Raw genomic sequence first — 15,596 nt, 5'->3', positions numbered from 1 at the left:
CATGCTGATCGACTTTTTTACCCACCTGCGCCGCCACAAGCTCCCCTGCAGCCTGCGCGAACTGCTGGACTTGCACGCCGCACTGGCAGCCCGGCTGGTCACTATCGATATGGACGAGTTCTACCAGCTCGCCCGCTGCCTGCTGGTGAAAGACGAGGCCCACTACGATCGCTTCGATCGCGCCTTCGCCGAATATTACCAGGGGCTGGAAGCCATCCCCCTGCTGCCGGAGAGCCTGCCCGAGGAGTGGCTGCGCAAGGAGTTCGAGCGACTGCTGAACCCTGAGGAGAAGGCGTTGCTTACATCCCTCGGCGGACTCGACAAGCTGCTGGAGACCCTCAACCAACGGTTGAACGAGCAGAAAGAGCGCCACGCCGGTGGCAACAAATGGGTAGGCACAGGCGGCAGCAGCCCGTTTGGTCACGGCGGTTTTCACCCCGAGGGGGTTCGCATGGGTGGAGAGGGTCAGCACGGCAAGGCGGTCAAAGTGTGGGAAGCCCGACACTATCGCAACTTCAGCGACGACTCGCCACTCGGCCAGCGCGCCATTCAGCTGGCGCTGCGCAAGCTCAGACGCTGGGTGCGCAAAGGCAATCCCGACGAGCTGGATCTCGACGACACCATAAAAAGCTCTGCCCGCCAAGGGTGGCTCGATGTGAAGCTGCGACCCGAGCGCCACAACGGGGTGAAGCTATTGGTCTTTTTCGATGTGGGGGGCTCCATGGATGCCCACGTGGCAGAGGTGCAGCGCCTCTTCTCCGCCCTGCGCCACGAGTTCAAGCATCTGGAGTACTTCTATTTTCACAACTGCCTCTACGACTTCGTCTGGAAGGATAACGAGCGCCGCTTTGAGGAGCGGTTCGACACCCTGCGGCTGCTGCGCACCTACGGCAGCGACTACCGGGTAATTTTGGTGGGAGACGCCAAGATGGGTCCCTACGAGATCAGCTGGCCCGGCGGCAGCGTCGAGCAGTGGAACGAGGAGTCGGGTCAGGTATGGCTCACTCGCTTGCAGCAGCACTTTCCCAAGCTGGTGTGGATCAACCCTATTCCGCGGCGGGAGTGGCTCTGGCACCCCTCCATCAAGTTGATGAATGACGTGGTTGGCGGGCGGATGCATCCGCTGACCCTGGCGGGTCTCGCTGCGGCGATCGACCAGCTGTAACCCTCTCTACCCTATAAACCGACAAGCCGGGAACGCACCCGGCGAGGAGCAAAGATGACCTCTATCGTGATCAGTGGCTCAGGCCTCTATACCCCACCCTTTGCCGTCAGCAATCAAGAGCTGGTGATCGCCTTCAACCAGTATGTGGATCTCTACAACGAAGAGAACGCCTCCGCCATCGACGCTGGTCAGCTACCCGCCAAGCAGCATTCAAGCTGCGAGTTCATCGAGAAGGCCTCCGGCATCAAGAGCCGTTATCTGGTGAGCCGCGAGGGAGTGCTCAACCCCGACATCATGCAGCCGCTGCTGGCGGAACGGCCAGATGAAATGCCCTCCATCATGGTGGAGATGGCGGTGGCCGCCGCCGAACAGGCGCTGATCGCCGCTGGCCGCGAGCCGGGGGAGATCGATTTGGTGATAGTGGCAGCATCCAACATGCCGCGCCCCTATCCGGCGCTGGCCATCGAGCTGCAGCACTATCTGGGGGCGAGCGGCATGGCCTTTGACATGAACGTGGCCTGCTCATCCGCCACCTTCGGCATCAAGACTGCCGCGGACATGCTGGCGGCGGGCACCGCCAGAGTGGCGCTGGTGGTCAATCCGGAGATCTGCTCGGGGCACCTCAATTTTCGCGATCGGGATAGCCACTTTATCTTCGGCGATGCCTGCACTGCTGTGTTGCTGGAGCGGGAAGCCGATTGCAAGGTGGCCAATCCGTGGCAACTGGTGGCCAGCAAGCTGGTGACCCAATACTCCAACAACATTCGCAACAACTTCGGCTTTCTGAATCGGCTCAGCCCGCGTACCCGCTATGGCGATGACAAGCTGTTTCGCCAGCAGGGACGCAAGGTGTTCAAGGAGGTGTTGCCACTGGTGTGCGACCAGATCGCCAGCCAGCTCGATGAGCAAGGCTGGCCCACCGAGAGCCTGAACCGGCTCTGGCTCCATCAGGCCAACCTCACCATGAACCAGTTCATCGGCCGCAAGCTGCTGGGCCACGATGCCAGCCAGCAGGAAGCGCCGGTCATTCTTGATAGCTATGGTAATACCAGCTCGGCGGGTTCCATCATCGCGTTTCATCTGTACAATCGCGACCTTGCTGCGGGGGCCCGCGGCGTACTTTGCTCCTTTGGCGCTGGCTACTCCATCGGTAGCCTGCTGCTGCAGCGTCTGTAATGGCGGGCCTCCCGCCGACATAACAATAACCAGCAACATGGGTGGGAATATGCAGAGGATCACGGGGCGCTGCGCCCTGCACTACGGGGTAACCCTGTCACTATTTTGTCTCTATGGCTGGCAGGTCTGCCCGTTTCTGGAGAGCCTCACCCTGCCCCAGTTGCTGGGGCCAACCCTGGTGACGTTCGCCATCATGTTCGCCGTGCGCAACCGGCTGCTCTCAAGGCGGCCCCTGCCGCGCAACGAGCTGAACGGGTTCGGCCTGGAGGTGGGTTTCTACCTGCTGGGGGCGCTGCTGCTCTCGTGCTACAACGCCCTGAACCACGACTTTCCGCTGGAGAGTCATCTCAAGGTGCTGCTGGGAATGACTACCCTCGGCTTTCTGGTCGCAGCCGATCTGACCCTGGAGCGGGGCTGGCATCGGGCCAGAGCGCGGCAAGCCGAGCAGAGCCTGGCGCTGAGCCACCCGCTGGCCATGCCGCTGCCACGCAAGTTCACCCTCTTTACTCTGGCGACCCTCACCCTGCTGGGAAGCGTCTTCTTCTTGCTGTTCAACAAAGATCTGGAGTGGCTGGTGACCGTGGAGCGCAGCCTGCCGAGGGTCGATGCCCAGCACTACATCCTGTGGGAGATCGCCTTCGTGATGACGGTGACCTTCTGCTATCTCGCCCTCATCATCCACGGTTATGGTCGCAATCTTGGCCTCTCCCTGCGCCAGCAGACCCGCACCATGGCCAGAGTGCAGTGCGGTGACTTCGACGCCCGGGTGCCGGTCACCCGGGATGACGAGTTCGGCCTGATTGCCGCCAGCACCAATCAGATGATCGGCGAGCTGAAATCCCGCAGCGACGAGCTCAACCTGACCCGTGACGTGGCCATCCTCGGCCTCGCCTCGCTGGCGGAGACTCGGGACAACGAGACCGGCGCCCATATCATCCGCACCCAACACTATGTGAAGGCGCTGGCACAATACCTCAGTCGCAACGACCGGGATCGCTACCCGCTCGATGACGCCACCATCGACCTGCTGTTCAAATCGGCGCCCCTGCACGATGTGGGCAAGGTGGGCATTCCCGACGCCATCCTGCTCAAACCGGGCAAACTGACCGACGAGGAGTTCGCCATCATGAAGCGCCACCCGCAGATCGGCGCCGATGCGCTGGCCAGTGCCGAGGCGCAACTGGGCTCTAACTCCTTCCTGCGGCTGGCCCGGGAGATCTCCCTCACCCATCACGAAAAGTGGGATGGCAGCGGCTATCCGGCAGGGCTGGCGGGTGAGGATATTCCTCTCTCCGGGCGCTTGATGGCGGTGGCGGATGTCTACGATGCGCTCATCTCGAAGCGGGTCTACAAACCTGCCTTCAGCCATGACGAGGCGAAAGCCATCATCGTGAAAGGGATCGGCAGCCATTTTGATCCCGGCATCGTCGCGGCTTTTCTCGCCTGCGAGGCGCAGTTCAGGGAAATTGCCGCGCAGTTTCAGGATCACCACTGAGCAGGCGCATCCCGACCCTTTGCTGTGGTGGCTGACAGGGCAACCTGCGTCATAAAAATGCGTACAAGCGGCATGTGCCACACCGGGCATATTGATATTTCCCTTTATTTACAGATGTTTTTTGTCATTTTGTGATCCGGGTTCGTGCTGATGGCACAACCGGGATCACAAGATGGTAGGAAAAGGCCGCAATTTGCCCTCCTTCGCCAATGATGGCTTCCAATGAAAGCGAGGTTTGCTATCATCCGGAGATATTTTTCATCTTTCGCCAGCCAAACAAGAATACCCTCATGTACACACAGTTCTTCGGCCTCTCGGAACATCCGTTTTCCATCTCGCCCAATCCCAAATACCTCTATATGAGCGAGCGCCACGGCGAAGCCCTTGCTCACCTCAACTATGGATTGCAAGATGGCGGCGGCTTTGTACTGCTGACCGGTGAAGTCGGCACCGGCAAGACTACCGTCTCCCGCTGCCTGCTGCAGCAGCTGCCCGCCGAGACCGAGATCGCCTACATCCTCAACCCCTCCCTGACCGAGCGGGATCTGCTGGCCGCCATCTGCGACGAGTTTCAACTCCCCTATCCCGAAGATGCCGGGATCAAGCGGCTGTTTGACCTGATCCGCGATCACCTGCTGGCCAACCTGGCAGCAGGCAAGCGTAGTGTGGTGTTGGTGGATGAGGCGCAGCACCTGCTGCCTGGGGTGCTGGAGCAGTTGCGTCTGCTCACCAACCTGGAAACCGACGAACGCAAACTGCTGCAAGTGGTGCTGATTGGCCAACCAGAGCTGCAGCAGATGCTGCGCCAACCCCTGCTGCGTCAGCTGGCCCAACGCATTACCGCCCGCTATCACCTGCTGCCCCTGTCGCACCCTGATGTGGATGCCTATGTCCGTTTTCGCCTGCAGGTGGCTGGCTGCGTGCAACCGATTTTTACCCCCAGAGCCATCAAGACACTCCACCGCCTGAGTGGTGGCATCCCCCGTTTTATCAACCTCATCTGCGATCGCGCACTGATCGCCGCCTTCTCCCGTGGCAGCTACAAAATAGTGCATAGCGATATCAGTCAGGCGGCGTTTGAAGTAAACGGGGTGCGCGATGAGGGGAGCTGGATCTCCGGTCTGATGATAACGCTGGCGGGCGCCCTGCTGGTGGCCGCAGGTTGGTGGGGCTGGCAACTCTTTGGCGTATTGCCCGAGCGCCCCGTGGTCAAGGTCGAGGTGCCAGTCACCGTCGACGAGACCGCCGAGCAGCAGGAACAACTCACGGAGGCGATCAATCAGGCCATCGATCCCGATAGCGCCATGCAGAATCTTTACAAAGTCTGGGGCTATGAGGTCGACTCTTTCGAGGCGACCTGTGACAACGCCCCTCGCGCTGGCCTGCGCTGTCAGGAGGGTGAGGCGAGCCTCGATGAACTGCGCGCCCTGCAACATCCCGCCATGATCACCCTGACCGACGAGACTGGTGGTATCTACTACGCGACCTTGGTCAATCTGGGGCCGAGCAAGGCCAGCCTGATGATCGGCAGCCAAAGCTGGCAAGTGGAGCGGCAGTGGCTCACCGACAACTGGGGTGGCAGCTACACCCTGCTCTGGCGCATGCCCAAAGGGGGTGTCAGCCTGATTGCCAGTAATGCCGGACAAACCCAGATCCAGTGGCTCGACAACGCCCTGAGCCGTGCGCTGCAACAGCCCGAACGCAAGGTGCGCCGTTTCGATGGCGAACTCAAAAACAAACTGCAGCAGTTCCAGCAAGATCAGGGACTGACCCCCGACGGCATCGCAGGCAGCAATACCCTGTTGCGCCTCAATGTCCACTCCGGTGAACCCATGCCCAGACTGGAGGATGCCTCCTGATGTCCACCCTGCTCAAGGCGCTGCACCGCGCACAGCAACCGCAACAGAGCGCCCATATCCCTGCCATGGGTTTGCCAATGCCACGTGAAGAAGAGCGCAACCCCCGCCGCATCGGCTGGCTGCTCGCACCGTTGGCGCTGCTGCTGGGGGTTGCCGCCAACTATGGCTGGCATCTGCTGCACAATCGCCCCATTGAGGAAAAAGTGGAAGTAAAGGAGGTGATTACCCCTCCCTTCGTGCGGGTCGAACCCAAGGCGATGATCACTCGGCCACTGCCGCCCCCCTTGCCAGAGCCGGTGGTACAACCCAAAGCGGTGGCCAGAAACGACGCAGCCAACCAGGGCCAGGCTCCCTCTTTGAGTCTGGCCGAGCAATTGATGCGGGCCCTCAACGATACCCCGTTGCAAGAGACCCCCGGGGCATCCGCTCAGAACGTACAACCGACCCAATTGATGGCACTGGCTGCTGCCCCGCAGTCGATACGCCAGCAAGTGCCGACACTGAGCTATGGCTCCCATCTGTTCTCATCCAATGCGGCCAAGCGGGCCGTCGTGCTCAATGGCCGCGAATACCGTGAGGGCAACGAAGTGGCGCCCGGCGTACACCTTGCCACCATAGAGCAGCAGTACATTGTGCTGGATGTGAGTGGACAGAGCGTGACCCTCAAGGCGCTGCAGGATTGGCGCGGATAACTCATAAATTGCACAGGCTTATCGCTGGCACCATCTTGGCGAGCATCAGGCGGGCATGTAGTGACGCAGGCTGTTACTTTTATCAGCACCCATTCAGGCTTAGTGTGATGAAATATTCATTTTTGCTTATTGGCGTGCTCAGCGCCGTTGTGTCGCAGCCACCGGCCGTACACAATATGCAGCCGACCCAGAACCTGGAATTTGTTGATTAATATGACATTACGATTCAGGGATGAGATCTTGACCCTGCTGGCCCAGTGCCGGCGGCTCCCCATGACCAGAGTCACCCAGGTGATTTTTCTGGTATTGCTGCTGATGCTGGCGCAACAGAGTGCCGCCCTCACCTGGCGTCTGCTCACTCTGGCAAGCCCGCAAACCAGCCAGCCGTGGCAACCAGTGCCGGTAGCCACTGCCAGCCAGAGCGGTCCACGCCTTGAACTGGGAGAGATAAGCCGTCTGGCCCTGTTTGGCAAGGCGATCCCCAAGGCGCAGGCCAAAGCCGCCGCCGTGGCCGCCAACGCGCCGCGCACCCAGCTCAATGCCCAGCTCAACGGGGTGTTGGCGAGCTCCGAGCCCGCCAAATCCATCGCCATCATCGCCATGTCCGGCATTCAAAACTCCTATGGTGTCGGTGATATGATTGACGGCACTCAGGCCAGGATCCGCCAGGTCTTCTCCGATCGGGTGATCATCGAGCGGGATGGTCGTGACGAAACCCTGATGCTGGACGGCGAGGAGTACGGCAAGCCGCTGCCACAAACCGGTAACGCCGCCCCCCTCGGTGCCCTGCGCAGCGAGCTGATGACCGATCCAGGCAAGATCACCGATTACCTCAATATTTCACCGGTTCAGGTGGATGGCCGCATGACCGGCTATCGCCTCAATCCGGGCACCCATCCGGAATTTTTCAACCAGAGCGGGCTGCAGGCCAATGATCTGGCCATCAGCATCAACGGGCTGGATTTACGAGACAACATGCAAGCCATGCAGGCCATGCAGCAGATGGCGGGTGCCACCGAACTGACAGTGACCGTCGAGCGACAGGGCGAACAGTTCGACATCTATGTGCGCTTGTCAGAATAATGATTTGGAGTCGTACCAATAATGACCACTAAAGGGAAATGCTGGCGTCTGGCCACTATCGCAGCGGCACTGATGATGGCGGGCTCAGCCTGGGCCACCGAATATTCAGCCAGTTTCAAGAACGCCGAGATTGAAGAGTTCATCAATACGGTGGGCAAGAACCTCAATAAAACCATCATCATAGAGCCATCGGTGCGCGGCAAGATCAACGTGCGCAGCTACGACCTGCTCAATGAGGAGCAGTACTACCAGTTCTTCCTGAGCGTGCTCGACGTCTACGGCTTCGCCGTGGTGCCGATGGACAACGGGGTGCTCAAGGTGCTGCGCTCGCGGGATGCCAAAACCTCCGCCATTCCGGTGGTGGATGGCAGCAACCCGGGGGTGGGCGACGAGATGGTGACTAGAGTAGTACCGGTGCGCAACGTCTCGGTCCGTGAGCTGGCCCCATTGCTGCGCCAGCTCAACGACAACGCCGGTGGTGGCAACGTGGTGCACTACGAGCCCTCCAACGTACTGCTGATCACCGGCCGCGCCGCCGTGGTCAATCGGCTGGTGGAAGTGGTCAACCGGGTCGACCGCGCCGGCGATCAGGATGTGGACATCATCAAGCTCAAGTTCGCCTCTGCCGGCGAGATGGTGCGACTGGTGACCAACCTCAACAAGGATGGCAGCCCCCAGGGCGGCACCGCCTCCCTGCTGCTCTCCCCCAAGGTGGTGGCCGACGAGCGCACCAACTCGGTGGTGGTAAGCGGTGAACCGAAAGCACGCGCCCGCATCATCCAGATGGTGCGTCAGCTCGACCGCGACCTGCAAAGCCAGGGCAATACCCGGGTCTTCTACCTCAAATATGGCAAAGCCAAAGACATGGTCGAGGTGCTCAAGGGGGTCAGCTCCAGCATCGAGGCCGACAAGAAAGGGGGCGGCGCAACCACAGGTGGTGCCAGCATCGGCGGTGGCAAGCTGGCCATCTCCGCCGACGAGACCACCAATGCGCTGGTCATCACTGCTCAGCCGGATGTGATGTCCGAGCTTGAGCAGGTGGTCGCCAAGCTCGATATTCGCCGTGCCCAGGTGCTGGTGGAGGCGATCATCGTCGAAATCCAGGATAGCGATGGTCTGAACCTCGGGGTGCAGTGGGGCAATGCCAATGGCGGCGGTACCCAGTTTACCAACACGGGCCTGCCACTAGGTGGCGCCATTGCCGCAGGCAAGGATTACCAGAATGGCAAACCTGAAACTGCAGCCAAATTGCTGGACGGCTTCAACGGCATGGCTGCTGGCTTCTATAAAGGGGATTGGGCCATGCTGGTGACCGCTCTCGCCTCCAATACCAAAAACGATATTCTCTCCACCCCGAGTATCGTCACCATGGACAACAAGGAAGCCTCATTTAACGCGGGTAAGGAAGTCCCGACCCAGACAGGCAGCCAAAGTTCTACCAGTACTGACAGCATCTATAACACCATCGAATACAAAACTGTCGGTACCAAGTTGACCGTCACCCCACAGATCAACGAGGGAGATTCGGTGCTGCTCAATATCGAGCAGGAGGTCTCTAGTGTTGGCAAGCAGGCTGAAGGTACAACGGGTCTCGGCCCAACGTTTGATACCCGTACCGTCAAGAATGCGGTGCTGGTCAAAAGCGGCGAGACCGTGGTACTGGGCGGTCTGATGGATACCCAGACCCTGGAGGAGGTATCCAAAGTGCCACTGCTTGGCGATATTCCGGTGCTGGGCTATCTGTTTCGCTCTACCTCGAACACCACCACCAAGCGCAATCTGATGGTGTTTATCCGCCCGACTATTTTGCGCGATGCCAACGTCTACTCCGGTATCTCCAGCAACAAGTACTCCCTGTTCCGTGCCGAGCAACTTGATTTGGCCGCAGAGGAACGCTATCTCACCTCACCCAAACGCCAGGTGCTGCCTGCTTATGGCCAGGATGTGATGATGTCGCCTGAGGTGCAAAAACAGATTGAGCTGATGAAGGCTCGCCAGCAAGGAACGGCCGACAGCACCCGCTCGGTTGTCCAGGGTCAGCCCTGATGAGTGCCTACCATCTCGATGGGGGGGTAGGCCCTGCGCCCCTGCCCGAGCTGCCCTTTGCCTTTGCCCGCAACTTCGGGGTGATCCTGATGGAGCGTGCGGGCTTGGCGATATTGCAGTGCCGCCCCGGCGTCACCCCGCAAGCCCTGCTGGAAGTGCGGCGGGTGGCGGGCTGTGCCTTCACGGTAGAGCAACTGGACAACGACACCTTTGAAGAGCTGCTGATGGCCCACTACCAGCGCGACTCCTCCGAGGCGCGCCAGTTAATGGAAGATCTCGGCAACGAGATGGACTTCTTTGCGCTGGCCGAAGAGCTGCCGCAGAGCGAAGACCTGCTGGATGCCGATGACGACGCCCCCATCATTCGCCTGATCAACGCCATGTTGAGCGAAGCGATCAAGGAAGAGGCCTCCGATATCCATATCGAGACCTTCGAGCGGGCCTTGGTGATCCGCTTTCGCATCGATGGGGTGCTGCGGGAGATCCTGCGCCCCCATCGCAAACTGGCCTCGCTGCTGGTATCACGGATTAAGGTGATGTCGCGGATGGATATCGCCGAGAAGCGGGTACCGCAAGATGGCCGCATCTCATTGCGGATCGGCGGTCGCGCGGTCGACGTGCGGGTTTCGACCATGCCGTCGAGCTACGGCGAGCGAGTGGTGCTCCGTCTGCTGGACAAAAACAACGTGCGCCTCGAGCTCAAACAGCTCGGCATGACCAAGCCCAACCGCACCATCATCAGCGAACTGATCCGCAAACCCCACGGCATTATCCTGGTGACCGGCCCGACCGGTTCAGGCAAGTCCACCACCCTCTATGCGGCGCTCTCGGAGATCAACTCGCGGGATCGCAACATCCTGACGGTGGAAGATCCCATCGAATATGACCTCGAAGGGGTGGGCCAGACCCAGGTCAACAGCAAGGTGGACATGACCTTCGCCCGTGGCCTGCGCGCCATCTTGCGCCAAGACCCGGACGTGGTGATGGTGGGGGAGATCCGGGACCTGGAGACCGCCCAGATCGGGGTGCAGGCATCGCTCACCGGTCACCTGGTGATGTCAACCCTGCACACCAACACCGCCATCGGTGCCATCACCCGGATGCGGGACATGGGGATCGAGCCCTTCTTGCTCTCCTCATCCCTGTTGGCGGTGCTGGCCCAGCGGCTGGTGCGTACCCTCTGCCCCGACTGCCGCGCCCCGCGCCCCATCACCGAGCAGGAGCGGCTGGCGATGGGCATCGAGCTGGCCCCCGATCAGCAGGTGTGGCGCCCGGTGGGCTGCGAGCAGTGTAACCACACCGGCTACCGTGGCAGGACCGGCATTCACGAACTGGTGGTGATCGACGAAGCGGTGCGCGAGGCGATCCACAGCGCCAGCGGCGAACTCGCCATCGAGCGGCTGATCCGTGGCCACACCCCCAGCATTCGCCGCGATGGCATCGACAAGGTCCTCAAGGGGCAGACCAGCCTCGAAGAGGTACTGCGCGTGACCCGGGAAGATTGAGATGGCGGCATTCGAATATAAGGCCCTCGACAACAAGGGGCGCAGCAAGAGCGGCGTGATGGAGGGCGACTCGGCCCGTCAGGTACGCCAGCTGCTGCGTGAGCAAGGGCTCACCCCCCTTGAAGTGAACGAAACCACCGAAAAGGCGAAGCGGGAAGCGACCCGTTTTGCCCTGTTCCGACGTGGCGCCAGCACCGCCGAGCTGGCCCTGATCACCCGCCAGCTGGCGACCCTGGTCGGTGCCGGTCTCACCATCGAAGAGGCGCTGCGGGCGGTCGCCGAGCAGTGCGAGAAGGCTCACCTGCGCAGTCTGGTGGCCACCGTGCGCAGCAAGGTAGTGGAAGGTTATTCGCTGGCCGACTCGCTGGGGGCCTTCCCCCACGTATTCGACCAGCTGTTTCGCTCCATGGTGGCGGCCGGTGAAAAATCGGGCCATCTGGAAAAAGTGCTCAACCGGCTCGCCGATTACACCGAACAGCGCCAGCACATGCGCACCAAGCTGCTGCAGGCGATGATCTACCCGATCGTGCTCACCTGCGTGGCGGTCGGGGTGATCTCGATCCTGCTCACCGCCGTGGTGCCCAAGGTAGTGGCCCAATTTGAACACATGGGTCAACAACTGCCGGCTACCACCCGCTTTCTCATCGGCACCAGCGAACTGATGCAGCACTATGGCCTGTGGTTCCTGCTGCTGATCTTCATCGGCAGCTTTGTCTGGCGCTGGTGGCTGACCGATGAGAAACGCCGCCGCCACTGGCATAAGGTGATCCTTGGCCTGCCAGTGATTGGTCGGGTCAGCCGCGGCCTTAACACCGCCCGTTTCGCCCGCACCTTGAGCATTCTCAACGCCAGTGCGGTGCCATTGCTGGAGGGGATGAAGATCTCCGGCGAAGTGCTCTCCAACGACTTTGCCCGCACCCGTATTGGTGAGGCGGCAGAGCGGGTGCGCGAAGGAACCAGCCTGCGCAAGGCGCTGACCGAGACCAAAATTTTTCCACCCATGATGCTGCACATGATCGCGTCGGGCGAGCAGAGCGGTGAGCTCGACAGCATGTTGGAGCGGGCGGCGGATAACCAGGATCGGGAGTTTGAATCCCAGGTCAACATCGCCCTCGGGGTGTTCGAGCCGCTGTTGGTGGTCTCCATGGCTGGCGTGGTGCTGTTTATCGTGATGTCGATCCTGCAGCCGATCCTCGAGCTCAACAACATGGTGAATATGTAATTTTCCGGCGTTCGACAGGGAACCTGTCGACCCCACCCATTGATCAATCTCTGATGGGCCATCCCATCTCATTCGTTACGGAGCAACTCATGAACAAACGTCGTCAATCCGGTTTTACCCTGCTGGAAGTCATGGTGGTCATCGTGATCCTCGGCATTCTGGCCAGTCTGGTGGTGCCCAACCTGATGGGCAACAAGGAGAAGGCTGACCAGCAGAAAGCGGTCTCCGATATCGTGGCGCTGGAAAACGCCCTCGACATGTACAAGCTGGACAACAACCGCTACCCGACCACCGAACAGGGGCTGGACGCATTGGTGACCAAGCCTTCCATCGATCCGGCGCCACGCAGCTACCGCGATGGCGGCTACATCAAGCGCCTGCCGCAAGATCCCTGGGGCAACCAGTACCAGCTGCTGAGCCCGGGCCAGTTTGGCAAGCTCGACATCTTCTCCATGGGTCTGGATGGTGAAGCAGGTACCGATGACGACATCGGTAACTGGAACCTGAAGGATTTCCAATAAGTGATTTGCCACCACCGCATTCACTCCCTCCTGTTGGAGCAGCCTGAATGAGGGCTGCGCCACCTGCTCGTCGCCAATCCGGCGTTACCCTGCTGGAGGTGCTGTTGTGTGGTGTCGCCATGCTGACGGAGTGGCGCTATATCGCCACAACGCGGCCAGGGGCTGCGCGATGAAGCATTCTCGTCAAGCTGGTTTTACCCTGCTGGAGGTACTGCTGGTCGCCATGCTGATGGGGCTGGTAGCCACCGCTGTCACCCTCAGCATGGGGGGGGCCAAAGGGGATCGGGAGCTGGACAAGCAGGCGCGCCGACTGATGGCAACCCTGCAGCTGGCGCAGGAGTATGCGGTGATGGATGGTCGGCTGGTGGGCATTCGCATCGAGGATAACGGCTGGCAATTTATGCAGCGTCAGGCCAAGGATCGCAAGTGGCTGGCCCTGACCGGCGACAAGCAACTCGGTCCGGTGCAACTGCCCGAAAATATGGTGCTGACGCTGGAGCTGGAAGGCTTTGGCTGGCAACCGAACCCCGATGAAAAAACCGAACAGAAGCGGGACGAGAAAGAGCGCACACCGCAACTGCTGGTCTTCCCGGGCGGCGAGCTGAGCCCGTTCGTACTCACCTTCACCCAGCAGGATGACGACGTGCGCTACACCCGTATCGTCAAGGGGGACGAGTTCGGTCGCCTGACCCTGCTCACCGGCGATGAAGATGAAGAGGTGTCCGAGTGAACGCCCGTGGTATGACCTTGTTTGAGAAAGGTGTGATGGTGGCGCTACGTCTGTTTCAACAACACACGCAGCAGGTGGCGCTATGAACGCCCGTGGCATGACGTTACTCGAGGTGATGGTGGCGCTGGCGATATTTGCCATCGCCGGTCTGGCAGTGATGAAAACCGCCAGCGAGCACCTCTCGGCGCTTAACTATCTGGAGCAGAAGACATTGGCCAGCTGGGTGGTGGAGAACCAGCTGGTACAGCAAAAACTCGAGAACAAGTGGCCCCGCAGTAGCTGGGTCGAAGGGGACGAGCAGATGGCAGGCACTACCTGGTACTGGCGCTATCGTGGCGTGGCCACCAATGACACTAATTTTCGTGCCCTCGATATGGAAGTGCGCACCGAGGCCAAAGCCGACAGCCCGGTGGCCATGATGCGGACCTATATCAGCCGATGATTCAACACCCTATCCGCACGACTCACCCCGTCCGGCCAGCTCGTCAGGGCGGTTTCACCCTGCTGGAGATGCTGGTGGCGATCGCCATCTTCGCCAGCCTCAGCATGGGTGCCTATCAGGTGCTGCAGGGTGTGCTCACCAGCGATGAGGTGGCCAAACGCAAGGAGGCTCGCCTCAATGAATTGCAGCTCGCCTTCACCCTGCTGGAGCGAGATGTCACCCAGATGGTGCCGCGCAGTGGTCGCATCGAGGGGGAGAACAACAAGGTGCTGCTGGCGGCCTCCCGTTTCGGCCAGCAGAGTGATGACTGGGGCATGGCCTTTATGCGCAGCGGCTGGCTCAACCCAGATGGCATGTTGCCCCGCTCTCATCTGCAGCGGGTCGGCTGGCGCCTCAAAGATCAGAAGCTGGAGCGGCTCAGCGATCTCTATCCGGATCCGGTGATCGGCAACGAGCCACGGATCCAGCAGGTGTTGACCGGCGTCACGGCGTTTCGCCTCTATTTCTACGACAAGGGCAGCTGGAAAGAAGGGTGGACCCAGCGCAGCGTGCTGCCCTACGGGCTGGCGGTGGAGCTGGATCTGGAGGATTACGGCACCATTCGCCGTCAATTCCTGATTGGGGCCGGTGGCCAGCGAGTCGAAAATGCGAACTAAGCGCCTCTCACCACCCCGTCGCCAGGGTGGCATGGCCCTGCTGGTGGTGCTGCTGATCCTCTCGATTATGGTGATCATCGCCAGCAACATGAGTGGTCGCCTGCAGCTGGAGCTGCGCCGCACCGCCAACATTACCACCGGCAAACAGGCCTGGTGGTATGCCCTGTCGGCGGAAGCGCTGGTAAGCAAGGTGCTGGCGCAGGATTTCAAAGATAACCCGGAAGTGGTCAATCTCAGTCAAAACTGGGCCCGCAAGAATACGGTGTTTCCGGTAGATGATGGCCAGCTGCGGGGTGAAGTGACCGACCTGCAATCCTGCTTCAATCTCAACAGCCTGAGCTTGCCCCCCAAGGAGGGCAGCAGTGGCGAGGAGCTGGAGCAACAACCCTATCCGGTACAGGTGTTTCGCGAGCTGCTCAAACAGCTGGCGATGGAGGAGTATGAGGCGGCCCAGCTCACCGATGCCATTCGTGACTGGACCGACAAGGATACCGCGCTGGTCTCGAGCCTCGGCGCCGAAGATGCCTACTACGAGGGGCTCAAGCCCCCCTATCTGACCGCCAACCAGTTGATGCTGGGCAAGGACGAGCTGCGGGCAGTACGCGGAGTAACGGCCAGGGTCTATGCCAAACTGGCCCCCTACGTCTGCGCCCTGCCGAACGACAAGTTGAAGATCAATATCAATACCCTGGCCCCCGAGCGCCCCGAGTTACTGGTCGCCATCTATCTTGGCAAGATTGAGTTGAATGACGCCAAACGGGTGCTGACCGAACGCCCGACCAAGGGGTGGAAAGAGCCCAAGCTGATGACGGATCAACTCACCCCGGCCGACTCGGTCAAAGGGTTGAAAGAGGCGCTGGTAGTCAAAAGCGACTTCTTCGAAGCCCGTATGGTCGCTGAAGTGGGCGATAACCGGGCCTGGCTCGAAACCCTGTTCCAGCGGGGCAAGGACAACAAACTGGTGATGCTGCGCCGCCTCAATGGTGGCGCCGAATAAACAGCGT

General features: G+C 60.6%; 14 protein-coding genes. All 14 read left to right on the top strand.

Annotation, left to right across the window (positions count from 1 at the left end; all coding sequences use genetic code 11):
* The first annotated feature begins 1 nt into the window (after position 1).
* The 14 genes from BN1135_RS07905 (at position 2) to exeK (ending at position 15,589) form a co-directional block, all read left to right on the top strand.
* Positions 2 to 1,165: a vWA domain-containing protein gene (locus BN1135_RS07905; protein ID WP_042020183.1), complete on the top strand. Its 1,164-nt coding sequence runs from the start codon at positions 2 to 4 to the stop codon at positions 1,163 to 1,165.
* Positions 1,166 to 1,219: 54 nt separating this feature from the next.
* Positions 1,220 to 2,341 carry a beta-ketoacyl-ACP synthase III gene (locus tag BN1135_RS07900; RefSeq protein WP_042020181.1) on the top strand — a complete coding sequence of 374 codons (1,122 nt, stop codon included), beginning with the start codon at positions 1,220 to 1,222 and terminating at the stop codon, positions 2,339 to 2,341.
* Positions 2,342 to 2,390: 49 nt separating this feature from the next.
* Positions 2,391 to 3,836 (top strand): HD domain-containing phosphohydrolase, encoded by a 1,446-nt coding sequence (locus tag BN1135_RS07895; protein WP_042020180.1) that lies wholly within the window; start codon positions 2,391 to 2,393, stop codon positions 3,834 to 3,836.
* Positions 3,837 to 4,126: 290 nt separating this feature from the next.
* Complete coding sequence (locus BN1135_RS07890) at positions 4,127 to 5,695, top strand: ExeA family protein (protein ID WP_042020369.1); 1,569 nt, start codon at positions 4,127 to 4,129, stop codon at positions 5,693 to 5,695.
* Entirely contained in the window at positions 5,695 to 6,387 is a 693-nt protein-coding gene (gene exeB / locus BN1135_RS07885; protein WP_042020179.1) for a GspB family T2SS assembly factor variant ExeB, read from the top strand. Before BN1135_RS07890 ends, exeB begins: the two co-directional genes overlap by 1 nt.
* A 237-nt stretch (positions 6,388 to 6,624) precedes the next feature.
* The gene (exeC, locus tag BN1135_RS07875) at positions 6,625 to 7,470 is read left to right on the top strand and encodes a GspC family type II secretion system variant ExeC (protein ID WP_139245055.1); all 846 of its coding nucleotides are present in this window, start codon (positions 6,625 to 6,627) and stop codon (positions 7,468 to 7,470) included.
* Between the two features lie 21 nt (positions 7,471 to 7,491).
* Positions 7,492 to 9,516 (top strand): GspD family T2SS secretin variant ExeD, encoded by a 2,025-nt coding sequence (exeD, locus tag BN1135_RS07870; protein ID WP_042020175.1) that lies wholly within the window; start codon positions 7,492 to 7,494, stop codon positions 9,514 to 9,516.
* On the top strand, positions 9,516 to 11,021 hold the full coding sequence (gene exeE / locus BN1135_RS07865; RefSeq protein WP_042020174.1) for a GspE family T2SS ATPase variant ExeE: 1,506 nt from the start codon (positions 9,516 to 9,518) through the stop codon (positions 11,019 to 11,021). The genes exeD and exeE overlap by 1 nt, the downstream gene beginning before the upstream one ends.
* A 1-nt stretch (position 11,022) precedes the next feature.
* Positions 11,023 to 12,243, top strand: coding sequence for a GspF family T2SS innner membrane protein variant ExeF (exeF, locus tag BN1135_RS07860; RefSeq protein WP_042020173.1), 1,221 nt, complete (start codon positions 11,023 to 11,025; stop codon positions 12,241 to 12,243).
* 89 nt (positions 12,244 to 12,332) lie between these two features.
* On the top strand, positions 12,333 to 12,764 hold the full coding sequence (gene exeG / locus BN1135_RS07855; RefSeq protein ID WP_042020172.1) for a GspG family T2SS major pseudopilin variant ExeG: 432 nt from the start codon (positions 12,333 to 12,335) through the stop codon (positions 12,762 to 12,764).
* Between the two features lie 169 nt (positions 12,765 to 12,933).
* Positions 12,934 to 13,494 (top strand): GspH family T2SS minor pseudopilin variant ExeH, encoded by a 561-nt coding sequence (gene exeH, locus BN1135_RS07850; RefSeq protein ID WP_042020170.1) that lies wholly within the window; start codon positions 12,934 to 12,936, stop codon positions 13,492 to 13,494.
* 82 nt (positions 13,495 to 13,576) lie between these two features.
* The gene (gene exeI, locus BN1135_RS07845) at positions 13,577 to 13,936 is read left to right on the top strand and encodes a GspI family T2SS minor pseudopilin variant ExeI (protein ID WP_042020169.1); all 360 of its coding nucleotides are present in this window, start codon (positions 13,577 to 13,579) and stop codon (positions 13,934 to 13,936) included.
* Positions 13,933 to 14,592, top strand: coding sequence for a GspJ family T2SS minor pseudopilin variant ExeJ (gene exeJ, locus BN1135_RS07840; protein ID WP_042020168.1), 660 nt, complete (start codon positions 13,933 to 13,935; stop codon positions 14,590 to 14,592). The genes exeI and exeJ overlap by 4 nt, the downstream gene beginning before the upstream one ends.
* A complete protein-coding gene (gene exeK / locus BN1135_RS07835; RefSeq protein ID WP_082186754.1) occupies positions 14,582 to 15,589 on the top strand; it encodes a GspK family T2SS minor pseudopilin variant ExeK in 1,008 nt (335 codons plus the stop codon). Before exeJ ends, exeK begins: the two co-directional genes overlap by 11 nt.
* Positions 15,590 to 15,596: the final 7 nt, after the last annotated feature.

Source organism: Aeromonas sobria (assembly GCF_000820145.1).
Taxonomy (GTDB): Bacteria; Pseudomonadota; Gammaproteobacteria; order Enterobacterales; family Aeromonadaceae; genus Aeromonas; species Aeromonas sobria.
Note: the sequence above shows the minus strand (reverse complement) of the source record. Positions and strands in the feature narration are given on the sequence as shown.